The organism is Pontibacterium granulatum (assembly GCF_029961155.1).
Lineage (GTDB): Bacteria > Pseudomonadota > Gammaproteobacteria > Pseudomonadales > Balneatricaceae > Pontibacterium > Pontibacterium granulatum.
Window position 1 is genome coordinate 51379 of sequence record NZ_JASBRH010000009.1, and the last position, 23879, is coordinate 75257.

Annotated in this window: 22 protein-coding genes; 12 read left to right on the forward strand and 10 right to left on the reverse strand. The window is 54.8% G+C overall.

What is annotated here, in order from left to right; translation table 11 throughout:
* Positions 1 to 169: 169 nt before the first annotated feature.
* Positions 170 to 892 carry a TorF family putative porin gene (locus tag QKW35_RS10485; RefSeq protein ID WP_282352918.1) on the reverse strand — a complete coding sequence of 241 codons (723 nt, stop codon included), beginning with the start codon at positions 890 to 892 and terminating at the stop codon, positions 170 to 172.
* A 434-nt stretch (positions 893 to 1326) separates the two neighbouring features.
* On the opposite strand from QKW35_RS10485, the gene QKW35_RS10490 reads away from it, so the two are divergent.
* Both QKW35_RS10490 and QKW35_RS10495 read left to right on the forward strand, forming a co-directional pair.
* On the forward strand, positions 1327 to 2745 hold the full coding sequence (locus tag QKW35_RS10490; RefSeq protein ID WP_282352920.1) for an aminotransferase: 1419 nt from the start codon (positions 1327 to 1329) through the stop codon (positions 2743 to 2745).
* An 18-nt stretch (positions 2746 to 2763) separates the two neighbouring features.
* Positions 2764 to 4182, forward strand: a complete 1419-nt coding sequence (locus tag QKW35_RS10495) for an aldehyde dehydrogenase family protein (protein ID WP_282352923.1) — start codon at positions 2764 to 2766, stop codon at positions 4180 to 4182.
* A gap of 197 nt (positions 4183 to 4379) precedes the next feature.
* Here QKW35_RS10495 and QKW35_RS10500 read toward each other — a convergent pair whose 3' ends face one another.
* From QKW35_RS10500 to QKW35_RS10510, 3 genes are all read right to left on the reverse strand, one after another.
* Positions 4380 to 5321, reverse strand: a complete 942-nt coding sequence (locus QKW35_RS10500) for a carbon-nitrogen hydrolase family protein (protein WP_282352925.1) — start codon at positions 5319 to 5321, stop codon at positions 4380 to 4382.
* 212 nt (positions 5322 to 5533) lie between these two features.
* The gene (locus QKW35_RS10505; protein ID WP_282352927.1) at positions 5534 to 6040 is read right to left on the reverse strand and encodes a Crp/Fnr family transcriptional regulator; all 507 of its coding nucleotides are present in this window, start codon (positions 6038 to 6040) and stop codon (positions 5534 to 5536) included.
* Positions 6041 to 6134: 94 nt separating this feature from the next.
* A complete protein-coding gene (locus QKW35_RS10510; RefSeq protein ID WP_282352929.1) occupies positions 6135 to 7073 on the reverse strand; it encodes a LysR family transcriptional regulator in 939 nt (312 codons plus the stop codon).
* A 132-nt stretch (positions 7074 to 7205) separates the two neighbouring features.
* Here QKW35_RS10510 and speB point away from each other — a divergent pair, with 132 nt between their 5' ends.
* On the forward strand, positions 7206 to 8156 hold the full coding sequence (gene speB, locus QKW35_RS10515) for an agmatinase (protein WP_425608001.1): 951 nt from the start codon (positions 7206 to 7208) through the stop codon (positions 8154 to 8156).
* A gap of 259 nt (positions 8157 to 8415) precedes the next feature.
* Complete coding sequence (locus QKW35_RS10520) at positions 8416 to 9843, forward strand: APC family permease (RefSeq protein WP_282352931.1); 1428 nt, start codon at positions 8416 to 8418, stop codon at positions 9841 to 9843.
* A 94-nt stretch (positions 9844 to 9937) separates the two neighbouring features.
* Here the strand turns inward: QKW35_RS10520 and QKW35_RS10525 are convergent, their stop codons facing one another.
* Both QKW35_RS10525 and QKW35_RS10530 read right to left on the reverse strand, forming a co-directional pair.
* Positions 9938 to 11338, reverse strand: coding sequence for a sensor histidine kinase (locus QKW35_RS10525; protein WP_282352933.1), 1401 nt, complete (start codon positions 11336 to 11338; stop codon positions 9938 to 9940).
* Complete coding sequence (locus QKW35_RS10530) at positions 11319 to 12002, reverse strand: winged helix-turn-helix domain-containing protein (RefSeq protein ID WP_282352936.1); 684 nt, start codon at positions 12000 to 12002, stop codon at positions 11319 to 11321. The genes QKW35_RS10525 and QKW35_RS10530 overlap by 20 nt, the downstream gene beginning before the upstream one ends.
* 144 nt (positions 12003 to 12146) lie before the next feature.
* Between QKW35_RS10530 and QKW35_RS10535 the strand changes: the two genes are divergently transcribed.
* Positions 12147 to 12644, forward strand: coding sequence for a GlcG/HbpS family heme-binding protein (locus QKW35_RS10535; RefSeq protein ID WP_282352938.1), 498 nt, complete (start codon positions 12147 to 12149; stop codon positions 12642 to 12644).
* Between the two features lie 75 nt (positions 12645 to 12719).
* Here QKW35_RS10535 and QKW35_RS10540 read toward each other — a convergent pair whose 3' ends face one another.
* The 3 genes from QKW35_RS10540 to QKW35_RS10550 all read right to left on the reverse strand — a co-directional run bounded on the left by QKW35_RS10540 (position 12720) and on the right by QKW35_RS10550 (position 15557).
* Positions 12720 to 13262 (reverse strand): hypothetical protein, encoded by a 543-nt coding sequence (locus tag QKW35_RS10540; RefSeq protein ID WP_282352940.1) that lies wholly within the window; start codon positions 13260 to 13262, stop codon positions 12720 to 12722.
* 268 nt (positions 13263 to 13530) lie between these two features.
* Positions 13531 to 13812, reverse strand: coding sequence for a carboxymuconolactone decarboxylase family protein (locus tag QKW35_RS10545; RefSeq protein WP_282352943.1), 282 nt, complete (start codon positions 13810 to 13812; stop codon positions 13531 to 13533).
* Positions 13813 to 14633: 821 nt separating this feature from the next.
* Positions 14634 to 15557, reverse strand: coding sequence for a LysR family transcriptional regulator (locus QKW35_RS10550; RefSeq protein ID WP_282352945.1), 924 nt, complete (start codon positions 15555 to 15557; stop codon positions 14634 to 14636).
* Positions 15558 to 15730: 173 nt separating this feature from the next.
* Here QKW35_RS10550 and QKW35_RS10555 point away from each other — a divergent pair, with 173 nt between their 5' ends.
* The 7 genes from QKW35_RS10555 to QKW35_RS10585 all read left to right on the forward strand — a co-directional run bounded on the left by QKW35_RS10555 (position 15731) and on the right by QKW35_RS10585 (position 22847).
* Positions 15731 to 16291, forward strand: coding sequence for a TRAP transporter small permease (locus QKW35_RS10555; protein ID WP_282352947.1), 561 nt, complete (start codon positions 15731 to 15733; stop codon positions 16289 to 16291).
* On the forward strand, positions 16284 to 17582 hold the full coding sequence (locus QKW35_RS10560; RefSeq protein WP_282352949.1) for a TRAP transporter large permease: 1299 nt from the start codon (positions 16284 to 16286) through the stop codon (positions 17580 to 17582). Before QKW35_RS10555 ends, QKW35_RS10560 begins: the two co-directional genes overlap by 8 nt.
* 42 nt (positions 17583 to 17624) lie before the next feature.
* Positions 17625 to 18623, forward strand: coding sequence for a TRAP transporter substrate-binding protein DctP (gene dctP, locus QKW35_RS10565; RefSeq protein WP_282352950.1), 999 nt, complete (start codon positions 17625 to 17627; stop codon positions 18621 to 18623).
* A 90-nt stretch (positions 18624 to 18713) separates the two neighbouring features.
* Positions 18714 to 19838 carry an NAD(P)/FAD-dependent oxidoreductase gene (locus QKW35_RS10570; RefSeq protein ID WP_282352953.1) on the forward strand — a complete coding sequence of 375 codons (1125 nt, stop codon included), beginning with the start codon at positions 18714 to 18716 and terminating at the stop codon, positions 19836 to 19838.
* Positions 19822 to 20148 (forward strand): (2Fe-2S)-binding protein, encoded by a 327-nt coding sequence (locus QKW35_RS10575; protein WP_282352955.1) that lies wholly within the window; start codon positions 19822 to 19824, stop codon positions 20146 to 20148. The genes QKW35_RS10570 and QKW35_RS10575 overlap by 17 nt, the downstream gene beginning before the upstream one ends.
* Complete coding sequence (locus QKW35_RS10580) at positions 20141 to 21547, forward strand: FAD/NAD(P)-dependent oxidoreductase (RefSeq protein ID WP_282352957.1); 1407 nt, start codon at positions 20141 to 20143, stop codon at positions 21545 to 21547. Before QKW35_RS10575 ends, QKW35_RS10580 begins: the two co-directional genes overlap by 8 nt.
* 673 nt (positions 21548 to 22220) lie before the next feature.
* The gene (locus QKW35_RS10585) at positions 22221 to 22847 is read left to right on the forward strand and encodes a trimeric intracellular cation channel family protein (RefSeq protein ID WP_282352960.1); all 627 of its coding nucleotides are present in this window, start codon (positions 22221 to 22223) and stop codon (positions 22845 to 22847) included.
* A 13-nt stretch (positions 22848 to 22860) separates the two neighbouring features.
* Here QKW35_RS10585 and QKW35_RS10590 read toward each other — a convergent pair whose 3' ends face one another.
* Complete coding sequence (locus QKW35_RS10590) at positions 22861 to 23727, reverse strand: helix-turn-helix transcriptional regulator (protein ID WP_282352961.1); 867 nt, start codon at positions 23725 to 23727, stop codon at positions 22861 to 22863.
* Positions 23728 to 23879: the final 152 nt, after the last annotated feature.

The window sequence follows — 23879 nt, forward strand, 5'->3', positions numbered from 1 at the left end:
CACAGTACGTGATTGTCGTTGAGCTTATGCCAGAGGAGAAATGCGCAGAAATACCCACTTCAGGGTAGAAGTTGGGGTGATCAGGTGGGAAGGTGTTTAGACAACGCCCCGGACACCCCCGCCTGAAGGGGATGGCGTGATGTCCGGGCCGAGGTATTGATCAGGTCGATCAGAAGGACTTGGATACAGTCAGGACAAAGGTGTCCTGGTTCGCACTGTGGTCGCTCTCCACTTCAAAGCTGCCGTCCAGATCGGTGTCCAGGTATGCCAGCTCGAAGTCCAACTCAGCCCAGGTTTTGGTCAGGCTGATGGAGTAATCGGTGTAGTCTTCCAACCCCAGGAAGGAAGGATCGTCGTATGCATCACCGAAGGAGTGACCCACGTGGAAGTTCAGACCGAACTCCTGTGGCAGCTCCATGGCGTAGTTCAGTTCCAGGTACTGGGTGGATTCGCCCAGGTTCAGGTAATCGTCTGCATACCAGTACGCTACACGTACCGGGCCGTAATCCACACCCAGTGCGAATTCGTTGTAATCCTGGTCGATGTCATCACCTGGGTACATGTAACGGTAAACCGTTACGTCGTAGGCAACATCATCGTTGATCGCACCGGCATAACCTGCGTACAGGTCCAGCTCGACAGACGCACCGTCGTCATCCTCATCACCGGTTGGATAGAAGTCGACATTACTTGCCCACGCACCTGCGAAGAAGCCTGCATCGTTAAACCAGTCGATGCCACCCTGGATAGCAAAATCTTCTGCCGTTTGGGAGATACCACGGAAACGGTAATCGCTGGTCAGGCTTACGTTCGCGCTGATATCCGCAAACGCCTGTACGGAGGAAACCGCCAATCCGGCACCCAGCAAAACCGAGGTCAGTGTTTTTTTCATTGGTTTTTCTACCTTCTTATAATTTTTTAGAAGCGCTTGGGAGCGCTTTGGACTTGACCAATCGTCACGAGAAAAAGGCAATTTGAGGCAGATTTCTCGGTCTTTCGAGGCGAATAGCGAGCTATTTAACGAGAAAGAGCGTGAGAATATGACCAAATTTGCCTGTTTCGCAGTAGATTGGTGTTAAGTCCAACGGGCTCCCGATTCGCGCTAAAAAAATTATTAAGGCAAGCCTGCCCTCGCGACTATTGAGAATACTTTCGGACAGATTTGAGGATTTCTCAGGTATTGGTTGCGCTTACCTCTGGACGGCCAACCCGCAAAGCCCCGCCTCACGGGCCTCGGACACCTACCCTAAGCAGGGTATACAGCCTGATCCCGCCTGCTCCTAGACTGGTGGGATAAAGATAACAATAGATTCAGCAGGTGTTCCCATGACCGACTTCCAATTGTCCGGTGCCAAGCAGTACAACACCCAGGACATCCAGCAAAAAGACAAAGCCCACCACCTTCACCCATGGCAGGTATTCGACGTATTCCGCGAGGAAGGCGCACTGCCGATCGTTGCCGGTGATAACAACTTTATCTACGACGCGGATGGCAAAAAGTACTTCGATGCTGTGGGTGGTTTGTGGTGCAACAACATCGGTCTGGGCCGCAAAGAGATGGCGGAAGCGATTGCACAGCAGGCGTATCAGCTGTCTTACGCCAACCCATTTGTGGATCTCACCAACGCACCGGCTGCAGAGCTGGCCGCTAAACTGGCCGAGCTGGCACCGGGTTCGCTGAATCACGTGTTCTTCACCTGTGGTGGTTCCACTGCCGTGGATACTGCCTTCCGCATGATCCACTACTACCAGAACTGCCGCGGCAAACACGACAAGAAACATGTTATCTCCCGGATCAACTCCTACCATGGCACCACCTATGCCTCCATGTCGATTGGCGGTAAACCGGGTGACCATCCACCGGAGTTCGATTTCATCAGCGATACCATCCATCACTTGAGTTGCCCGAACTTCTACCGTGCACCGGAAGGGATGAGTGAGTCTGATTTTGTTGAGTTCCTGATCAAGGAGTTTGAAGACAAAATTGCCGAACTGGGTGGCGCCGACAAAGTCGCCGCGTTCTTTGCCGAGCCGATCATGGGCGCGGGTGGCGTAATCGTAGCGCCGGAGGGGTACCTCAAGCGTATGCGACAGATCTGCAAAGACAACGACATCCTCTACGTATCCGATGAGGTGGTGACCGGTTTTGGTCGCCTGGGTCACTGGTTCGCCTCCGCCGATGAGTTCGACATCCAGCCGGACATCATCACCTGCGCCAAAGGCCTGACCTCCGGCTACCAGCCGCTGGGCGCGACGATTTTCTCCGACGAGATTTTCGACGTACTGAATGCCCCGGACAGCGGCCGCTGCTTTGCCCACGGTTTCACCTACTCCGGCCATCCGGTGGCCTGTGTTGCAGCCCTCAAGAACATCGAGATTCTGGAACGCGACAAGCTGCTGGATAACGTAAAAGAGGTCGGCCCGTACTTCGAGCAACAGCTGAAAACCCTGGAAGACTTGCCGATCGTCGGTCAGGTCCGTGGTCGCAAGTTCATGATGTGTGTGGAATATGTGGCCGACAAAACCACCAAAGCGCTCTTCCCGGAAGAGCTGGATATCGGCAAGCGCGTCTCCAACCACGCCGACGAACGCGGCCTGATCACCCGTGCCATCGTGCACCTGAATGTAATGTCTCCGGCACTCACCATGACCCGGGACGATGTTGATTTTATCGTTGCCACCCTGCGCGCAAGCATCGAGGCAACCATCAAAGATTTACGCGAAGAAGGCCTGCTGGCCGCTTAATGACCGGAACATTTAATAATGAAGATTTACGACAAACTGTACATTGATGGTCAGTGGGTTGAGTCCCACGCTAACCAGATGATCGACGTGATCAACCCGGCCACCGAAGAGATTGCCGGTCGCACCGCACTGGCCGACGAAGTCGATGTTGATCGCGCCGTGCAGGCTGCCCGCCGTGCCTTTAACAGCTGGTCTCGTACCACTGCGGAAGAGCGTGCCGACTACATCAGTAAACTGGCCGACGCACTGACCAAACGTGTGGACGAGATGACCCACACCATCACCACCGAGATGGGAACCACCCTGGCGTTCAGCCGTGAAGTTCAGGTGGAAGATCCAATCGACGCACTGGCTAAACACGCTGCACGCACTGCGTTGCTTGATCACGAAATCGAGATCGGCAACGCCACAGCAGTGCGTGAACCGGTGGGTGTCTGTGCCTTTATCAACCCGTGGAACTACCCGCTGCACCAGATGATCGGCAAGGTTGCCCCGGCCCTGGCGGCGGGTTGCACCATGGTGGTAAAACCCAGTGAAAACACCCCGCTGCATGCCTTCCTGCTGACGGAAGCGATCGACGAGATCGGCCTGCCTGCCGGTGTCTTCAACCTGGTGAACGGTACCGGCCCTGAAGTGGGCGAACCGCTGTGTACTCACCCGGAAGTGGATATGGTCTCCTTCACCGGCTCTACCCGTGCGGGTGTTCGTATCTCCCAGGCGGCAGCGCCAACCATCAAGCGTGTATGCCTGGAGCTGGGTGGTAAGTCCCCTTTCCTGATCTGTGAAGATGCAGACCTGGAAACGGCTGTGAAGCTGGGCGTGGATGATGTAATGCTCAACAGCGGCCAGACCTGTACCGCCCTCACCCGTATGCTGGTGCCGGCCGCGCGTTACGAAGAAGCGGTCGAGATTGCGAAAACCTACACCGAATCCCTGAAGGTGGGCGATCCAACTGAAGAAGATACCTTCCTCGGCCCGATGGCCTCCCAGATGCAGATGGAAACCGTACAGCGTTACATCGGTATCGGTGTGGAAGAAGGTGCACGTTTGGTAACCGGTGGCCTGGAACGACCAGAAGGACTGGATAAGGGCTACTATGTTCGCCCGACCATCTTCGCCGACGTGAACAACCAAATGACCATCGCCCGCGAAGAGATCTTCGGCCCAGTGCTGTGCATGATCCCTTACCAGAACGAAGCACAAGCCCTGGAGATCGCCAACGACACCCCATACGGCCTCGCGGCACGGGTATGGTCTGAAGACAAAGCGAAAGCGGAAACCCTGGCCCGCCAGATCCGCGCCGGTCAGGTCTACATCAATGATGGTTTCTGGAACAACGAAGCACCGTTCGGCGGCTACAAGCAGTCCGGTAACGGCCGAGAACTGGGTAACTTCGGTGTCGAGGAGTTCTTTGAGACTAAGGCGCTGATCCGATAAGCACCGGAGCAGTCAGAATCACTTTCCATGAATAGCCAGCTTGCTTAAACCTTTGGCGATTTTTTGCGGGAGCCTTGCTCCCGCTTTTTTTCTGCGGCGATCGCAACCTCCCACCGTTGATGGGTACGCCGATAATACTCACTGCTGAGCAATTCATCCTTCAGCAGCATTCGCGCTGATAGCCGATCTCCGTAAGGTTATTTATCCGTAAAACGAACAGGTGGTTTAATACTACGGTCCACTTCCAAATGAAAGATATCAGGCCGCCCATAGTGACCCGATACATCTAACGCTTTCCGCGAGTTTCGTGCATCCTCTAAGCTAATATCGGCATACAGAATCCCCTTTTCCTGATGTAACGGACCGCTATGCACGCCACCGAAAGGCTTTACGATTACCGCGTCACCGGGATTTATCCATTCATCGTCATCAAACAGCATGTCCCGCTCTGGAAAATCCGCGGGAACATCTGAGCCATGTATCGCAGTGGCGGTACTCAACACCCAACAACCGCCTTCCCTTGCTATGTGGTTCATTGATGCAAGCCAGATTTCACCGCTATCCCAAGTCGGAGCAATATATATATCGATGTCTTGCGCAAAGAGAGCGTAACGTGCCAGAGGCATATAACTTTCCCAACAAATCAGGCAGCCAATACGTCCAACTGGCGTATCAACCACCCTCAAACCCGAGGCATCCCCCATGCCCCAAACCATCCTCTCCGGATTGGTAGGCATGAGTTTTCGGTGACGATTCAGGATCTCCCCGTTTGACCCAATAACAACGACCGTATTAAAAAGTGTCGTCCCACTATAGTCGGAATCCACTTCGTTCATGCCCATCACTACGACTACATTATGCTTGGCAGCTGCTTCACACACACGATCTAGCCCTCCAGCAGATATATCGACAGCATTCTCTCTTAAGATTGAATGAAGCCGATTGCCTAGCGCCATATCGCCGCCGGGGCGCAATCGCCAAATCCAAGTGGGGTAACCAGGTAAATAAGCCTCAGGAAATACAACTAACTGAGCACCATTAGAGACAGCCTCCTCCAAGCTTTCCAACGCACGCTGCATCGTCGCCTGAAGATCCAGCAAGACGGGTGGTTTTTGCACAATAGCTACCTTAATAGTCATTTTCTTCCCCTTTCAGAAGTTGTTTTGTAAGGATAGCTATCGCCCAGCCGTTTGACTGGAAATTAACCTCTGACTGTTTCTGATAATGAAGTCACGGTGGCGTTTTCCGTGAAACACTGGATATCACATGCAGGCCTTTAAGCGTGTACCCAGCTCAAATGCGGATACCCACAACCTGGCGATTTATAGACTCTAAGACGATTAGCCCCTCTCTACGAGGCATCACTCTCCGCCGACATCTGCCACCCCGTGCTCTTACCGATCACATCTTCCAGCATGGCAATTTCACGCGACAGCTCCCGCGACAGGTTAATCATAAAGAGACCAAAGTCCGCAGGGTGATCCACGTGCATGTCGTAAAACTGATCTGAACTGATCTCAACGATCACACTGTCTTCCACAGCAACATCGGTGCCTTTATGGGAGATCAAACCAATCATCCAATCGAAGCCCATCTGTTCACCGGGATTGAAATAGCGGGTGAGGACGTGACGTTCTTCAAAACCACGGTAGAACGCCATTTTCCCCTGCAGCACGACCTTAAAACTGGACTCCCCCGTTGGCACGGTGATGAATTCACCCTTCTCCAACTTCATGATTTTGCCGCGACTGAGCAGATCGGTAATGGCGTTGTCGGATAGCGCACCAAAGCTCGCCAGCTCCCTGAAGTAAGGCATCCCCATTGAATAGATCACCTGTTTCGCATCCAGTATTTCCATACCCCTTACCTCAAACTTCTGCACATACTTGAGTGTGGCTTGATATACCCACGACTCTATTTTTAGTCTAGCCGCGTTCACGCCTGTATGAGCGTTATACGTCCTGCTTTACTTGTTCGATCATCCACGCGATCGCCGGATCTTGTGTATACAGCGGATGATGGATCACGGACATATCGATCGATCCCAGACCTTCCGGTGGTGCAACAAGCTTCACCGGCAACATCTGGGTGAACAGTTCCGCCATCTGGCGCGGCAAGGTGATGATGGCATCGCTCATGGAGACAATACGTGCGGCCGCGGCGTAGCTCAGGTTGCAGGACACAGATCGGCGCTTAAGTCCTTGCTGCTCCAGCCACAGGTCCACTGCATTTGGGCGTGCACCTGCCACATCGGTGAACACCACGTGGGGTTGTTGGATAAACGCATCCAGCGATAAGGTATCCATCACCAAGTCATTTGACTGCCCCGCCAGGCAGACCAGCTCGTCCGTTACCCAGGGCTCGGTGAGCAAACGCTTTGGTATATCGTGGTACGATTCCAACCCCACGACCAGATCCACCTCCCGGTTTTCCAAACCGGCCCGCAGCACCTGGTCGGCAATCAACTGGATCTCCACACTGACGTTGGGCGCCTGCTCACGCAAACGAGCCACCAGTGCTGGATAGTGCACCAGCTCAAAATAGTCAGTGGTCGCAATCACAAAACGGCGCGTGCTGGTTGCCGGATCAAACGGCTGTGGCGGTGACAGGGTTGCTTCCAGCAATTTAAGGGCCTGCTGAACCGCTGGCAACATCTCCAGCGCCCGAGGGGTCGGCAGCATCCCTTTGTCGGTGCGGACCAAGAGCGGATCCCCCAGCTCATCACGCATACGGTTCAGCGCATGGCTGACCGCAGGCTGACTCAGGTAGACCTTCTTAGCCGCACGGGTGACGTGGCACTCGGTGATAAGCGCCTCAAAGACAATCAGCAGATTCAGGTCAAACTTACGCAACAACTGGCCGGAACGGCTATCGAGCTCATCCAACGACATCATGCCCCCCTATAACCCAGCTCATAATTCATATCATGCATGTACAGATAATATTAATTCATTTCCTTTATGCCAGCCCAAAATTTACCTTGATAGACATACAGATTGAATCCCCTATCAGAGGTACTCAGCATGGCTGGTCAAAACTCTAAAAACGAAGCACACCTGAAAGCCAACGAGGAGTATGTGCCGATCTACGCCACTTACACCGATACGTTTATGCAGTTCCCATTTGATCGCGAGATCGAAGCCAGTGATGCGGATGTGGTGGTGTCCGGCATCCCGTTCGACCTGGCGTGCAGCGGCCGCTCCGGTTCCCGCATGGGCCCGAAAGGTGTGCGTACGGCATCATCCAATCTGGTATGGGAAGGCCTGCGCTGGCCGTGGGATTTTGCGCTGGATGACCACCTGAAGGTGATCGATTGTGGTGATATCTTCTTCCAGTACGGCGAGCCGGAAAGCTTTGTGGTGAACGCCGAAGCACACGCTGACCGCATTCTGAATACCGGCAAGAAGATGCTGAGTTTCGGGGGCGATCACTTCGTTACCCTACCGCTGCTGCATGCGTACGCCAAACACTATGGCCCGCTGGCGCTGATCCACTTTGATGCCCACACCGATACGTATTCGGGCGGTTCCAAATACGACCACGGCACCGTATTCCACCACGCGGTTGAGGAAGGTCTGATCGATACCGACCACTCTATCCAGATCGGTATCCGCACCACATACGATCCAGCCGACCACCCATTTGAGGTACTGGATGCAGCGTGGGTAAACGATCATGGACCGGCGGGTGTTCTGGAACGAATCAAAGCCCGCGTGGGTGACAAGCAGGCCTATGTAAGCTTCGATATCGACGGCCTGGATCCAAGCTTTGCACCGGGCACCGGTACGCCGGTTGCGGCCGGTATCACCACCGACTGTGCGTTGAAGGTCATTCGTGGATTGCAGGGCTTCGATCTGGTGGGTATGGATGTGGTGGAAGTGGCACCGTCGTACGATCACTCCGAGATCACATCGCTGGCGGCTGCCACACTGGCATTGGAGTTTTTGTACGTTTTGGCGTCACAAAAGCGCTAATAAAACGCTCGAATTTCCCCTACAAGCATCGCTACAAGGCGTGTCATTCCTGGGCGCGCCACAGATACCCCTCAACAGGGTATACCACGATTTCCTTAAGGGCCGCACACTACTCGCATGATAGTGCCTCCTGCCTAAATGGATTTTCAACGTTGAAGCACCACTCCAATCCGGAGCTTCCACCACCCTCACCGGACGACTTTTTATCGCAGAAGCAGTTATCGGGGCTTAGACTCAATACAATAATTAGAGAGAACCCATGAGCAATCCCAACACTCATAAAAAGACACTGACGACAACCGACGTAACCCTTTACACGGTTTCCGCAATCCTCCTCGTAGACCAGATTGCTATGTCAGCGGCTGTGGGACCATCCGCTATATTCTGGTGGCTGGTTGTACTGGTAATTTTCTTTATTCCCAACACCCTTGTTACCGCCGAGCTGGGTACTTCATACCCGGAACAGGGCGGCATCTACGCCTGGATTCGTGATGCATTCAGCACCCGCTGGGGCGCCCGTATCACCTGGCTGTACTGGATCAACATCGCACTCTGGATGCCAGCGGTGTACATCATGTTTGCCGGTATCTACTCCGCACTGTTTGCCCCGGAGATGAGCCTCTGGTCTCAGATCGGTATGGGTATCGCGCTGTGCTGGATGACTACCTGGGCCAACTGCCTGTCTCTGGAAAAGAGCAAGTGGATTCCAAACCTGGGTACGCCAATCAAGTTCATCATCATCCTCACATTGGGTGTTGCTGGCCTGATGTACGGCCTGAACAATGGCTTTGCCAATGACATCAGCCTGAGCAGCGCAATGGCCAACCTGGAAGAAGGCCTGGCGTTCATTCCGGTGATCGTATACGGCTGCCTGGGTGTAGAGCTTGTATGTGCTGAAAGTGACGAGATCCGTAATCCGAAGAAGAGTATTCCACGTGCCATGCTGATCGCAGGTCTGGTTACCGCTTCGTTCTACATCTTCGGTACCGCAGGTGTACTGGCAGCAGTACCGGCTGAAAACATCGACATGATTGACATCCTGGCAACCACCCTGAAAGAGCTGTTTGGCGGTTCTGATCTGGGTAACGCGTTTGCACTGGTGATCGGTGCACTGATGCTGTTCAGTCTGTACTCCACCATGGTGACCTGGACCCTGGGTGGTAACCGTGCGGTCGCAGAAGCGGCAGACGAAAAAGAGATGCCTGCGGTATTTGGCTGGGTTAACCGCAAACACAAAGCACCAATCGGTGCAGCGGTTATGACCAGCGTCATCAGCTCGGCTATTCTGGTGCTGTACGGTTTCATGGCCAACAACGCCGAAGAGCTGTTCTGGACCCTGTTCTCCTTCAGCGCGATCATCTTCCTGATGCCATACATCGGTATGCACTTCGCGTTTATCAAACTGCGCCTCACCGATGCTAACCACCCTCGCCCATTCAAGGTGCCGGGCGGCAACACGGTTGGCGTGCTGATGTCCGCAATGTGCATCGCTGTACTGGCGATGGCGATTCTGCTGTTCTTCTGGGTACCGGGCGAACCACTGGATCTGTCCCTGCTGGCTCAGGTGGGTGGCGGTGTCATCATCACCCTGATTATCGGTGAACTCCTGGTCCACCGCGGCGAGAAGCTGAAGCAACAGCAGCGGCGCGAATCTGGCCATATCAAAGTGAACAGCGCATCTGCATAAGCCCCGCGGAAACACTTTTCACGACATTGAAAAAGCCCCCGGCGGTTGATCCGTCGGGGGCTTTTTCGTTGACCAACTCTGGGTGTTGAACCCGTTACGCTGCGCCGGACGTCAGAGGCAGGCTGACCCTGAACTGGCTACCCCGCCCTGGCTCACTGATCAAACTGATCGTTCCGCGATGGGCCTCCACAACCGCTTTGACCAGACTCAGACCTAACCCCATCCCTGCCTCACTTCGACTCTTGTCCGCTCGATACAGGCGATCAAAAACACGGCTCTGATCTGCCTGCGCAATACCACACCCCTGATCGGTGACGGTCAGTAACACAGCCCCATCAGCTTGTTGCCAGCCGATCGCAATATCACACCCCGGATCACTGTACTTGATCGCATTGTCCAACAGGTTGCCAAGCACCTGTCGTAGGCGCACCCGGTCAGCTACCAGGCTCACTGCTTCATCACCTTCAAGGTTTAGGGATACACCCTTGTCTTCCGCTACATGGCTATACATATCGATGGTCTCGATGACCAGCGCCTGCATATCGATCGGTTCAGGATGCAGGCTCAAGATACCGCTCTCGGCTTCCGAGATATCCATCAGAACCCGTAGCATCGTTTCGATCCGCTCACTCTCCTCCGCACAGTCGAGCAGCGCTTCGCGTAGCGCCTTCTCATCGGGATCGGATAGTGCGGACTCGATGCTCAAGCGCATCCGCGCCAAGGGTGTCCGGATATCGTGTGCAACCGCATCCAGCGAATGCTGCATCCCCGTTATCAGCTGTTCGATGTGAGACAACATCTGGTTGAAAAGATGGGCCAGTTCACCCAGTTCCGAGTGCGGGTCCCGCACCCGAACCCGTGTTTTAAGATCGGTGGCTTTGATACTGCGCACCGTATCGATCAGGTCATGGACCGGGCGCAAAGCGCGCCAGTTTATATACGCGGTCAGCAAAAGCCCTAAGCACAACAGCGGCACCATCACCGAAAGCACCAACGCCCGACTGTCTGCAAGCTCCGTCTCTCGCGGCGCTGCAGACATGCCGATATTAACCCGGCTGCCATCGGATAAGCGGGACTGCCGCATTAATACCCGCGCCTTGCTGTCGGTAAACGCCACCTCATACCACTCATCGTCGCGGGCATGTACCGCCCCACCCGCCAACGCATCGCCAGGCCAGTCTTCGGGCTGGATCAGCAACAGGCTGTTGCCGTTCGAATCAAACAACTCCACGTACATCTCTGACCGCTGAAAAAATGGGGCATCCCGGGCAATCACCAACTCCAGCTTGTGAAGACCGGCATCCTGTTCCAAGCGCTGATAACTTTCCAGGAAGGAGCTGATCAGTTGCTGATCCTTCTGCAATTGCGCCCTGGCCAGCAGAAAGTCCACGGTCGCGAACAGAGCAGACGCGCACAGGACGAAAATGAGCGCAAACCGTAACGTAAGGTTTACCGCCGTATTGCGACGAAACTTATCAATCGGCCTGGAGGACATATCCGACGCCTCGCAGGGTATGGATGAGTTTATCCGGAAAATCTTTGTCTACTTTTGACCGCAAACGGCAGACAAGGACATCCACAACATTAGTCTGCGGATCAAAGCTGTAGTCCCAAACGTGTTCCAGAATGAGGGTTTTGGACAGTACCCGACCGGGATTACGCAGGAAGTATTCGAGCAACCGAAACTCTCGTGGCTGCAGGGTGATACGTTGGCCGCCCCGGGTTACGGATTTACGCTGCGGATCCAGGCACAGGTCTTTAAACCATAACTCGGACATCAGCCCCGCATCGGCACTGTGGCTTGCCCGTCGCAGCAGGGCCTGGGCACGAGCCTGCAGCTCAGCAAAGGAAAACGGTTTGGTGAGGTAATCATCACTGCCGGTTTGTAAACCACGCACACGGTCTTCCACCGAGCGTTTTGCACTGAGGATAATGACCGGGGTGGCAACACCGCAGGCACGCAACTCCTCAATGATCGACAAGCCATCCCGCCCCGGCAGCATCACGTCCACGATCAGCAGGTCGTAGTCACCTTCCAGCGCCATGACAAATCCATCGTTGCCATTGCTGACGGTATCAACGCACTCCCCATTTTCTGAAAACCCCTTGGCCAGGTAACCTGAGATCTTCTCATCATCTTCTATTACGAGTAATTTCATACTAAAAATTTATCACTCAAGTCCGAGACTGGCATCTTAAACCCCCTAACCTTTCCAAGTTGTAATGTTGAGGAAAGCTCACCGCAAGCCATAACACTTACGCTGTTTAGACACATCAAGTAACCCGCACCGAGGACTCTCATCATGCGTAAGTTGAAAGCACAGCTCATCGGCGCCGCAGGTATCTGCGCGCTGGCATTTAATGTTCAGGCAGCCGACATGCCTACTCAATCTTTCCTGCCACTGTCGGTGTCGCAGCAGCTTGCCAACGAAGCACTGACTCAGTGCGCGGCAGACGGCTATAACGTCAGCGTAACCGTTGTGGATGCGCAGGGCGTTACCCGTGCACAGATCCGCGCGGATAAAGCAGGCCCTCACACGCTGGAAAGCAGCCGCAAGAAAGCGTTTACCTCTGCGAGCATGGGGCGTCCGACCGCCGACCTCGCCAACCTGATCAAGAAGATGCCAGAAGTGGCTGGCCTGCGCGATATGGACCCGAACATTCTGATCCTCGGTGGCGGTCTCCCCATCAAGGTGAACGGTGAAAAGCTCGGCGGTATCGGCGTGGGTGGCGCGCCAGGTGGTCACCTGGACCAGGCGTGTGCACAGGCTGCAATCGACAAAGTACTCGGCCAAAGCTGATTACCCCGTACAATGCAAAACGCCCCTGATCGTTACTTCTACAGGGGCGTTTCCAGCATCCATCAGCGGGCATCTCTAATGCCCAATCTTCTCGCTCGCCACCTTAAATGGATTGATCCAGGTGGTGTCCTGCCCGACGAACAGTGCTTCCTTGTGATGCTCATCCATTAACTCCCTAACTCTAGGTTCCTGCTTCTTCCGGAAGTCGACCATGATCAGGTACCGCCCCGCTTCCAGATCGCTATGGAAGCGTTTGATCTTATAGCTCTCCTGAGTCAGGCCGACCATGCCGCCTACCCAAGTACCAAATAACGTGAAGATGATGACAATAGCAGCGATGCCGATCAGGCCCAGTTCCAGCCCAAACGGTTTACCCAGCATCATTGCGGTACCCGCGCACAAACCGATGGCAATGCCGATCAATGCGCCCTGCTCACCGGAATGAATCACATCAAGCCGTTGCAGCGTATTGGCACCGTGAATATGGTGTCGGAAAAGCCCGTCATCATCTTTGCTAAGCACATGCAGGTTCCAGTCGGTAATGCCCAGACGATGCAGGTCGTTGGAGATACTTTCGGTACTGTCGATCGTATCGGTGAGATAGTAGAGGCGTTTCATAAACCCACCTCCTGTTTTGAGTTTAGAGCAACTAATCGTTCAGGCGCACAGAGGTGCGACGCTCGACTGTAGCGCCTTACCTATAGCTTAGTCGCCCTGCCTTAAAACGGCAGGTACAGGAAGTAATAATGATCCCTTATATGGGGCCAGTCTTAGGTGCAAGTTGAGACTCGTTCCCATGCTCCGCGTGGGAATACATAGCTCGGATATCTGGATTCCCACGGGGACCATGGGAACCAGTTGCCTCTATCGAGAGATCGCAGCCATCTTAAGGGTAATGCCCCACATCCCCATGATCGATAACATCGTCGATCCAGCTCAGTGCCGCCATCACCGCCGGGAAGCCGATGGTACTTGTGAGTAGAATGATCGCGTGATGAATCTCTTCTGTACTGGCACCCGCTGCCCTGGCTTGCCGCGCATGGCTATGTACCGCGCCTTCCGAATGGATACTCGCCGCCGCGGCCAACTTGATCAGCTCTGCATTTTTCAGGTCAATCGGGCCTTCCTGCCTGACCGCGCTGCCCAGCTCATCAATCGCTTTCGCCATTCTCGGGTACTTGTTCCTGATGCGCCTGTAGGTTGAAGGAAGTGGATTGTCCGACATGAGGCGTTACCTCCTCATCGTGAAGGGTTGGTGAGGTCTGTTGCTTCGTTTAAGAATAGCAGGCTGTCGATTGAGACGAGGGATCAGGCAAGTGAACACCAAACTAGATCACGTACAGAAACCACACAGTAATTTCATGAATCAACACAGGAAGTGTTCATGTCACGTTACAAACTCAGGTCCAGAGTGGCAACTGCGCGGATTTATCTCGTTGATTTTCAAAGCATTTACGACATAGGCACAACACTTGCCTTTTCCTTATATCTCCAGAACGAAACAGGAAAAGAACAATGAAATTGCTATTTCATGTCGCAGTGTTTGCGATTGCAGTTTGCACTTTTATGGCACGTTCAGAGACAGCGAATGCTGATAACCTCGGCAGGCCAAGCACTGAGTCGATCGTTACCTGTGGAAGTGCAGGTACACACCTGGTTTTAAGTCAGTCCGTTGCCGAAGGGATAAATACAGATCGATGTAAAACGTGGAGCTCAACTTCAGATCCCGATCCTTGCGCTCCATGTATTACGTCTTTAGAGGGACAGGGCTGTAGGGTTGGTGACGTTGTGGCGACGAATACTGCTACACCTAACGAAACTGGCGTACAGCTAGAATCTGTAGTTACCTACCTGCTGTCATGCACACCGCCTTGAGTCTTGGGGGGCAACGCCCCCTGATTGAGATAGCATTCTAATTAATTAATACAGCGGCTCCAACGGGCTTCGGGCAATACGGCGAGCCTGGCGCAAATACTGGTTTCAGACCGCCTACATCACAAACAACCCATCACTCGCATCTGCCATCTCCTGCAGTCGTGTTTTCAGCAACTCTGAAAACGCCCTCACAAGCTGTGATTTGGAGCGGGTTTGCGGGTAGATGACGTGGTAACTGAACTCAATGGCCGGCTCGAAGGGTTTTACGATCAACCCACGCTGTGCGTAGTTAAGAGCAGTCGCCGGATCGACGAGGGACACGCCGCCACCGGCCAATACGTAGGCACAGGCAGTATGGGAGACCTGGGTATCAAACAACAAACGGCGATGCACGCCCGCCCTCTGAAACGCATCATCCACCTTGTAGCGTACACTCTGCTCCGGCCCCAGTGAGACAAACATCTCACCTTCCAGATCGGCAGGTACGATCGACGGCTTGTCAGCCAACGCATGGCCAGGCGGTAGAATGCACACCAGTTGGCTGTCAGCCAGCGTCTCTACGCTGATCGCAGGATCCGACACCTTGACCGCCGTAATACCGATATCGAAGTGCTGCGTGGTAACCCAGTCTGCCACCTGTTGTGAACCCCGCACCTGCAGTGTCACCGCCACCCCCTCATGGGCATCCATAAAGGTATGCAGCACCTGAGGCATAAAATCCATTGCCAAGGCGGGCATACAGGCAACGCGCAGAGTACCGCGGTGAAAGCCGCGCAGCTCCTCGGCAGTTCGGGCCAGCTTTTCGATACCTACGAAAGACTTCTCCACCTCTTCGAACAGGATCATCGCTTCCGGTGTGGGGATCAGCCGCTTTTTCTGACGCTCGAACAGGCGCACCTCAACGCTCTCTTCAAAATCCGCCAGTAAACGGCTGACCGCTGGTTGCGAGATGCAGAGGATATCGGCCGCCCCTGTTGTGGTGCCTGCAATCATTACCGCACGAAACGCTTCCACCTGGCGAAAACTCAGTGCTGCCATCTCTTTTGCCCTCCTCTCTGTTGGCAGCCAGTATATAACACCATGTTATCAAGTACCCAAAACAAACGATTTGATGTTATTTACCCATTTGGCAAAACTAAACCCTATACCAATAAGGGCATTTTCACGTGGTGAATCTGTCCCCCACACACTCCAATAATAGAGATAAAAAGATGGAGAAACTTTTTCGATACACACTGGCGTTGCTGATCAGCACGGTGGCGGGCTTTCAGTTCGTTCAAGTGATCACACGCTATGTGTTTGAAACTCCCATCATGGGCCTGGAGGAAGTCGCGGTTATCCCGACCCTCTGGCTGTACGCTCTGGGTGCGGTTAACGCGTCGCGTGAAGATACCCAGATCCGTGCCAACGTACTGGAGATCTTTCTCAGTACAGAACGCGCACGCCACATCCTGCTGGTGATTTCGGAAAGTCTGAGCCTGGTGATTTCCATCTGGCTAACCTCCTGGGCGTGGGATTACTTCCGCTATGCCCTGCGGGTTGGCAAGGAAACCGCAACGCTTTACCTCCCGACCCTCATCTATGAATCAGCTCTGTTCCTGGGGCTGGCAGCCATGACGGCGTACGTTGCCTGGCATCTGTATGGACACATCCGTGCGCTGATGCACGGCGGCAAGGACCTGGATACCCCTATCGATCACGAACATCCACATACCAGTGAGCTGGATGAGTTTCAGATTTTAGAGCCCCACGAGGAAAAGAATCATGGTTGAGATCGCGCTGCTTTCGTTTTTGGTGCTGGTCGCACTGCTGAGCCTCGGGGTTCCGCTGCCGTACTGCTTTGGTGCGGGCCTGATGGTCATGACCCTGGTGGGTGAAGCCACCATGAAAGGGATGATGCTGTGGGGCTTCGGCCAGTTGACCAACCCGGTCCTGCTGGCGATTCCGCTGTTCGTGTTTGCCGGCACCATCATGAGTGTCAGCGGCATCGCGGCCAGTTTGCTGAAATTTGTAAACATCTTTGTTGGCCGTATCCGTGGTGGCCTCGGCGTTGTGGCCTCCGTGAGCTGCGCCATCATCGGCGCGATCTCCGGCAGTGGCCTGACCGGTATCGCCGCAATCGGCCCGCTGCTGATCCCTGAGATGGAGCGCAAAGGCTACCCACGTGCCTATGCGACGGCACTGATTGCCAACTCCTCGATTCTGGGTCTGCTGATTCCCCCAAGCGTGACCATGATCGTCTACGGCTGGGTGACTGAAACCTCGATCCTGGCGAGCTTCCTGGCAACTCTGGGTCCGGGTCTGCTGATCATGTTCAACTTTGCGGTCGTGAACCTGGTGATGGCGCGCAAATTCGACCTGGTCCTGGACGAGCCGATGAAAGTTGGCAAGATGATCAAGCAGGCGGGCAACAACACCATTCACGCCACCCCTGCGCTGTTGATGCCAGCGATCATTCTGGGCGGTATCTACGGCGGCATCATGACCCCAACCGAAGCGGCGGCTGTGGCAGTAATCTACGCCCTGCCGGTGGGTTTCATGATCTACAAGGGCCTGACCTGGCAGTCCTTCCTGGAGTCCGGTAAGGAATCCGCCACCGCGGTGGGTGCGATCCTGATCATGATCCTGTTCAGCCTGATGCTGAGTCAGATCTTCGTGATGGAAGACATTCCTCAGGCACTGGTGGAAGCGATCTTTGCGATCACCACCGACAAAACCCTGCTGTTGCTGCTGGTTACCCTGTTCCTGTTTGCGATCGGCATGGTGGTGAACGACATCACCGCGATCATCCTGACCGCCCCTCTGCTGATGCCATTGATGGAAGCGCTGGGCGTCAGCCAGATCCAGTTCGCGGCAATCATGGGTGTAACGACCGCGATGGGCGGTGTGACACCACCGTACGCAAGCATCCTGTATCTCGGTGCACGCATTGGTGATGTGAAATTCACCGAGATCATCAAGCCTGCCATGTTGCTGCTGCTGTTCGGTTACCTGCCGGTTGTAGCGCTGGTACTGATCTGGCCGGACCTGTCCGAATTCATCCCCCGTTTGTTGGGCTACTAAATCCTGACCTCCGGTACACATAAAACAATAAAGGAAAAAATCATGCGTATTTCCAAAATCAAAAAACTGGCTCTCGCTCTTTCCCTGGCAATGACAACTGTAGGCGTTGCCCAGGCCGAAACCCTGAAGATCAGCCACCTGCGTCCGCAGGGTGCGATCATCGATCAGGAACTGAAAGCGTTCTCCGCTAAAGTGGGTGAAGCAACCGGGGGGGACCTCAAGCTGAAGATCTACGCGGCCAGCGCGCTGGGCGACTACACCTCTGTACAGGAACGTATCTCCGTAGGTGCGATAGACATGGCGGTACAGCCTGCAGCGACTGCCGCATCCCGAAAAATGCAGATCAGCTCCTTCCCTTACATCGCGGAAAACTGGGAGCAGGCTCGCAAGATCTACGGTCCAAACGGTGCAATCTACAACGCGATGAAAGAACTGTATGCAGAGCAGGATATCACCATGCTGGCCGCTTACCCGGTGTACTTCGGTGGTATCGCACTGAACCGTGACGCGGTTTCTCCTGGCGATGCGGAGGTTAAGAAAGGGATCAAAGTACGTGTACCGGGCATCAAGAGCTTCCAGCTGACCGGCGACGCACTGGGTTACATCAGCTCCCCAATCCCATTCTCCGAAGCGTTCACCGCCGTGCAGACCGGTGTCGTAGACGGTGTGATCGGTTCCGGTGCTGAGGGTTACTACGCGTCCTTCCGTGATGTGACCAAGACCTACCTGCCGGTGAACACCCACTTTGAGGTGTGGTACATGATCATCAACTCCGAAACCTTCGCTGATCTGGATGCTGAAGACCGCGAAGCGCTGCAGAAAGAAGCGATTGCGTTCGAAACCCAGCGTTGGACCCGTGCGGAATCTGACCAGGCAGCGTACGAACAGAAGCTGGCTGACAACGGTGCCACCATCGTACGCCTGAACGACAAAGAACTGGCACAGGCCGCTCAGAAAGTACGTAGCGAAGTATGGCCACAGATTCTGGAAGACGTCGGTGCTGAATGGGGCCAGAGCATCCTGGACAAAGTGTCCAACTGATCCTGAATCACTCGCGTAATACCACCGGCCGCAGCCATGCGGCCGGGCATCTCGCACACATCTAAGAAATTCCTTTCTGGAGAAGAAACAATGAGCGCAGCAGCAAAACCAGGCAGCGTTAAAGCTGAGGTGACCGTCATCGGCGGTGGCCTGGTTGGACTGGCCGTTGCACGTGGCTTACAAGACCAGGGATTGAATGTTGCCGTTGTCGATGAGGGTGATATCGCCCTTCGCGCATCCCGCGGTAACTTCGGTCTGGTCTGGGTACAGGGCAAGGGCGACACCTGCCCCGAATACGCCCGCCTGTCCCGTCTCTCTGCAACACTTTGGCAGGATTTTGCCAACGGGCTGGCAGAACACACCGGCATCGATGTGCAGCTGTCTCAAATCGGTGGTCTTTACATCTGCCTTACCGAGCAGGAACTGGAACAACGCCGGATCATGCTGGAAGCGATGCGTGACGCACAACAGGGTGACTACCCGTTCGAGGTGCTGGATCACGACGCACTCAAGGCCAAGGTTCCGGAGATTGGCCCGACCGTGGCGGGTGCCACCCACAGCCCGATGGATGGCCACGTGAATCCGTTGCTGCTGATGCGCGCCATGGTGCAGCGCTTCACCGATCGCAACGGACAGTTAATCACGACCGGCCCTGTCACCAAAATTGAGTCCAATCCGGGCCGCTTTGTCGTTCACTCTGGCGATCAGGTGATCGAGTCATCCCGAGTTGTATTGGCCGCTGGTCTGGGTAATCGCGAGTTGGCGCCTCAGGTAGGTTTATCCGCGCCAGTCTCCCCCAACCGAGGTCAGGTGCTGATCGCCGAGCGCGTAAAACACTTCCTCGACTACCCGACCGGCCATGTGCGCCAGACCGGAGAAGGCACCATTCAGTGTGGTGATTCCAAAGAGGACGTGGGCCTGGATACCGGCACTACCACCGATGTCATGGCGACTATCGCTCACCGCGCCATCACCATGTTCCCGCTGCTGGCCAAAGTACGCCTGATTCGCTCCTGGGGAGCCTTGCGCGTAATGACACCCGACGGTTACCCGATCTACCAGCAGTCCGAGCAGTATCCGGGGGCTTTCCTTGTGACCTGTCACAGCGGTGTCACCCTGGCCGCAGCCCATGCAGGCCCTATCGCTGAATGGATCGCCAGCGGTGTAGCTGATCCATCCCTGAGTCTGGAGACGTTTCATGCCGACCGATTCTAATTTCAAACGTCTGCCGGCCAATGCAGCGGCAGAGGTTGTTATCTGGGTTGAGGGAAAGCCTCTTAAGGCTCGCGCAGGGGAAAGCGTGGCAGCTGCAGTCCTGGCCGCAGGGCTAGGTCCAACACGCACCACCCCCGTATCCGCAAGTCCACGCGCACCCTACTGCATGATGGGTGTGTGTTTCGAGTGCTTGATGGAGATTGATGGGCAAGAAAATACCCAGGGCTGTATGACAACCGTGGCAGAAGGCATGCAGGTACAGTTCCAGCGTGGTATTCGGAACGTGCCGGAGGTAGAAGACAATGCGTAATTATGATCTTGTCGTGATCGGTGCAGGTCCTGCGGGTATGGCCGCCGCAACAACAGCCGCCAGCCAGGGGCTGAACGTTGCGTTGATAGACGAACAACGTCAGGCAGGCGGACAGATCTACCGCAATATCGGCACGCCAGTCCTCAGCGACGAGCGTGTACTGGGTCCGGACTATTACTACGGCCGTGAACTGGCGCGTAAATTTAGCGAAGCCAACGTCGATTACCTGTCGAACGCTACTGTGTGGGAAGTCAGCGACAGCCATCTGTGTCTGTCTATCGACGGTGAGAGCCGCCGAATCGGCTTTACCCGTGTATTGATCGCCACCGGCGCCCAGGAACGACCTGTACCGTTTCCAGGCTGGACAACACCGGGCGTAATGACCTGCGGCGCTGCCCAGATCATGCTCAAGACCAGCGGTTTGGCCCCAAATGGCCCGCTGGTGATTGCCGGCAGCGGCCCCCTGCTTCTGTTGGTGGCCTGCCAGCTAAGCCGCGCCGGTATCGAGATCGCTGCACTGCTGGATACCACACCCAAGCATAACTACCGTGCCGCCTTGAAACACCTGCCGGGCGCACTGCGTGGATGGCGCTACCTGTTGAAAGGTACCCGCCTGATCGCCGAGCTGCGCCGTAAAGGTGTGAAGCCGCTGAACGGTGTTTCACAGCTGAATGCAGTCACAGACGAAGACGGTAATCTGACCGGTGTGTGCTTCCGTCACAACGGAACAGAGCAAACAGTCGCTTGCAGCTCCCTGCTCGTGCACCAGGGCGTCGTGCCCAATGTTCAGCTCACCCGCTCGCTGGGTGCCGAGCACAGCTGGGACGAGCTACAGCAATGCTGGCGTCCAACACTGGATACATTTGGCGAAACCTCTGTTCCCAATGTCTATGTAGCAGGTGACAACGCCGGTATCGGCGGTGCACTGGTCGCAGAACTTCAGGGACAACTGACCGCCACCCGCATCGCCATGCAAGCGGGTCAACTCAACGCCGAGGCTTTTGCGCACATGAGCAGAGCACTGCAAACGCAGATCGAGCAGCAGCTGGCGATACGTCCTTTCCTGGACCAGCTCTACACCCCTGCACCAGAGTTCCTGCGTCCTGCCGATGAGACAGTGGTGTGTCGCTGTGAAGAAGTGACAGCCGGTGAGATCCGTAACCTGGCCAAAACAGGTTGTGCCGGCCCGAACCAGGCCAAGGCCTTCTGCCGCGCAGGGATGGGACCTTGTCAGGGCCGTTTGTGTGGATTAACCGTATCTCAGTTGATGGCCGAAGCGAGTGATCGTCCGGTACCTGAAGTGGGCTACTACAACGTCCGCTCGCCGATCAAACCGGTTACCCTGGCAGAAGTTGCCGGTGTTCACCCGGCATCCGAGTCATTGCAAGCAGACAGCTAAATAACGCAGGTCGATCCCAGGGACGGATCACCTACTACCCTCCTGAAGCTGTTTTACTCACCTGTACTTACCGTTGTACAGCATGGTGATTTGCCTCAGCGGCCTGGCCGTTGGGGCCTTTTTATTGCCTGGAAGCGGGTGAAGTGGTTCACACTGGATCCTGTGGGGCAGCTTTTAGAGGGTGTTGTAAAACGTAATGAGCGTAGCTGAGACAAGGCAAAAAGCTGCGACAACGTACGCGTCAACGTATTTTAGGAATGTTTGTAGGGCAGCGTTCACGCTGCCGGCAGTCTGAAGGACTGCCCTACAATATGTAGGTGTAATTGAGCGTTTTGAGCAGTTTTTTAACGCCGTATCAGCCAGCGCAGTAGTTTTGCGACATCCTCTTTAAGCTGCCGGCAGCGTGATCACCTACGATGACGACGACGCTGCCCTACTAATTCCTATCAGGTATAGCCAATAACAAAGACTGTATGCATTCTCACGCAGAGCTCGGGAACGAGGAGAAAGCTAGCTTTCCCCGCTAATCAACGATGAACCTTGTTTATTGGCTTCAGATACCCCCCCCTCTACGGATCCTAATCAGGCAGTTTGCGTTAATTCGCACCCCATTCCCGGAATTGATCGCTATTATTGCAGTATTGTCATCACACCGATGTAAGGAAAACGCACCATGTCGTTTGATATCACAACAGCAGTTAATCTAATGGGACTTGCGGCGGTGGCCGTGTTCGCGATTTCGGGGGCGCTGGATGCGGGTCGCCAAAAAATGGATATCCTGGGATTTATGCTGATTGGCACCGCAACCGGTATTGGCGGCGGCACCCTGCGCGATCTGTTGCTGGGCAATGTTCCCGTGTTCTGGATTCGTGAGCCCATCTGGATGCTGATCTGTTTGGTAGCCTCAGCGGCCACCTATTTTGTTGCGCCCAAACTCGCCTCATTAACCCGGGCGCTGATCTGGATGGATGCGATTGGTCTTGCGCTGTTTGCGGTAGTAGGCACCGAAATTGCGCTGAACTTTGGGACATCACCGCTGATTGCGGTCTGTATGGGTGTGATGACCGCCACGTTTGGAGGGATTGCCCGTGATGTGCTCTGTGGCAGCAACCTCACCCTGATGAATGAGGAGCTGTATATCACCACCGCGCTGGCAGGATCGGTCGTCTACCTGTTACTCAGCTCGCTGGGGCTGCCCGACAGCTACGATCTGATTGGTGGTTTTATTGTGGGTTTGACGCTGCGTGCACTGGCCATCATGTTCAATCTCAAACTGCCAAACCACTATCGTCAAGACTAAAACAAGACCCGATCTATTTCTCCTCCCCTGGCTGCATATACGCGGCCAGCGGGTCCGTCTCCAGATCACTCCCCGCATTCGACAATGCTGCGATAAACAACGAAAAGAGTTCGGACTGGGAGGAGATATCCAGTTTGCCGTACATATTCTTTCGGTGCATCTGCACGGTATCGGGCGAGATTCCAAGTTTCTGGGCGGCAGATTTGGAGGAGTGCCCTTTCAGCAGCAGATGTGCCACTTCCCGTTCACGATCGGTCAGCATGGAAGCACCGAAGTTGTTAAACGCCGCTTCTACCTGAGCACGCATCCGCCCCTCGGAACCTTCCGGCAGCTCCTTCGTTTCCCACACGCTTTTCCAATACTTGGTAAGTACCGTTTGCACTACCGGATTCATCAAGCGGAACAGTTCCAGTTCATCTTCTGAGAACTGCGGGTGATCGTGCTGACGACCAACGGCGAAGGACAGCTTCACGCCATCTTTTGGCCCCACCAGAAAATACACATCATCCACCAACGAAGCCTCCTGGTAATAGGTGCGGTAATAATCGCTCTGGTAGAAATCATCGGGGGCGATCTCTGAGAGGTGATAGGTACCCGGCTCTAGGCCCTCATCCACGGACAGGCAGAACGGATCAAGAAGATAGGCACCTGAGAAGTACGCATCCACATGGAGTGCACGCTCTTCATCAGGAATCCCCAGGTCATACAGCAACACCGGCATCTGCTCACGGCGCTCCAGTACCAGCATCACGGCTTCGACTTTAACCAGTTGGTTGATCGCCTCCACCAGCAGACGCGGCAGATCTTCATCTTCAAGATGGTTGATCAGCTCGGCAACCGACTGATTCCATTTTCCAAACAAAGAATGACTGCTTTCCATCTGGTTTGACTCCCGGGCTCTAAGCGTTAAATTGCATGTTCTGCACCCGCGCGCGGGTGCCGTAAAGTATCGCGATATCGCACGTGTCATAAAATACCCTTGCCAAGGGTATACCGGTTTGTTTTCTGACGATTTACAATATGCGGCCGCGC

What these genes read in the sequence shown, in the direction of transcription:
- QKW35_RS10485 (WP_282352918.1), bottom strand. Translation starts at nt 892, where the DNA reads ATGAAAAAAACACTGACCTCGGTTTTGCTGGGTGCCGGATTGGCGGTT.
- QKW35_RS10490 (WP_282352920.1), top strand. Translation starts at nt 1,327, where the DNA reads ATGACCGACTTCCAATTGTCCGGTGCCAAGCAGTACAACACCCAGGAC.
- QKW35_RS10495 (WP_282352923.1), top strand. Translation starts at nt 2,764, where the DNA reads ATGAAGATTTACGACAAACTGTACATTGATGGTCAGTGGGTTGAGTCC.
- QKW35_RS10500 (WP_282352925.1), bottom strand. Translation starts at nt 5,321, where the DNA reads ATGACTATTAAGGTAGCTATTGTGCAAAAACCACCCGTCTTGCTGGAT.
- QKW35_RS10505 (WP_282352927.1), bottom strand. Translation starts at nt 6,040, where the DNA reads ATGGAAATACTGGATGCGAAACAGGTGATCTATTCAATGGGGATGCCT.
- QKW35_RS10510 (WP_282352929.1), bottom strand. Translation starts at nt 7,073, where the DNA reads ATGTCGTTGGATGAGCTCGATAGCCGTTCCGGCCAGTTGTTGCGTAAG.
- speB (WP_425608001.1), top strand. Translation starts at nt 7,206, where the DNA reads ATGGCTGGTCAAAACTCTAAAAACGAAGCACACCTGAAAGCCAACGAG.
- QKW35_RS10520 (WP_282352931.1), top strand. Translation starts at nt 8,416, where the DNA reads ATGAGCAATCCCAACACTCATAAAAAGACACTGACGACAACCGACGTA.
- QKW35_RS10525 (WP_282352933.1), bottom strand. Translation starts at nt 11,338, where the DNA reads ATGTCCTCCAGGCCGATTGATAAGTTTCGTCGCAATACGGCGGTAAAC.
- QKW35_RS10530 (WP_282352936.1), bottom strand. Translation starts at nt 12,002, where the DNA reads ATGAAATTACTCGTAATAGAAGATGATGAGAAGATCTCAGGTTACCTG.
- QKW35_RS10535 (WP_282352938.1), top strand. Translation starts at nt 12,147, where the DNA reads ATGCGTAAGTTGAAAGCACAGCTCATCGGCGCCGCAGGTATCTGCGCG.
- QKW35_RS10540 (WP_282352940.1), bottom strand. Translation starts at nt 13,262, where the DNA reads ATGAAACGCCTCTACTATCTCACCGATACGATCGACAGTACCGAAAGT.
- QKW35_RS10545 (WP_282352943.1), bottom strand. Translation starts at nt 13,812, where the DNA reads ATGGCGAAAGCGATTGATGAGCTGGGCAGCGCGGTCAGGCAGGAAGGC.
- QKW35_RS10550 (WP_282352945.1), bottom strand. Translation starts at nt 15,557, where the DNA reads ATGGCAGCACTGAGTTTTCGCCAGGTGGAAGCGTTTCGTGCGGTAATG.
- QKW35_RS10555 (WP_282352947.1), top strand. Translation starts at nt 15,731, where the DNA reads ATGGAGAAACTTTTTCGATACACACTGGCGTTGCTGATCAGCACGGTG.
- QKW35_RS10560 (WP_282352949.1), top strand. Translation starts at nt 16,284, where the DNA reads ATGGTTGAGATCGCGCTGCTTTCGTTTTTGGTGCTGGTCGCACTGCTG.
- dctP (WP_282352950.1), top strand. Translation starts at nt 17,625, where the DNA reads ATGCGTATTTCCAAAATCAAAAAACTGGCTCTCGCTCTTTCCCTGGCA.
- QKW35_RS10570 (WP_282352953.1), top strand. Translation starts at nt 18,714, where the DNA reads ATGAGCGCAGCAGCAAAACCAGGCAGCGTTAAAGCTGAGGTGACCGTC.
- QKW35_RS10575 (WP_282352955.1), top strand. Translation starts at nt 19,822, where the DNA reads ATGCCGACCGATTCTAATTTCAAACGTCTGCCGGCCAATGCAGCGGCA.
- QKW35_RS10580 (WP_282352957.1), top strand. Translation starts at nt 20,141, where the DNA reads ATGCGTAATTATGATCTTGTCGTGATCGGTGCAGGTCCTGCGGGTATG.
- QKW35_RS10585 (WP_282352960.1), top strand. Translation starts at nt 22,221, where the DNA reads ATGTCGTTTGATATCACAACAGCAGTTAATCTAATGGGACTTGCGGCG.
- QKW35_RS10590 (WP_282352961.1), bottom strand. Translation starts at nt 23,727, where the DNA reads ATGGAAAGCAGTCATTCTTTGTTTGGAAAATGGAATCAGTCGGTTGCC.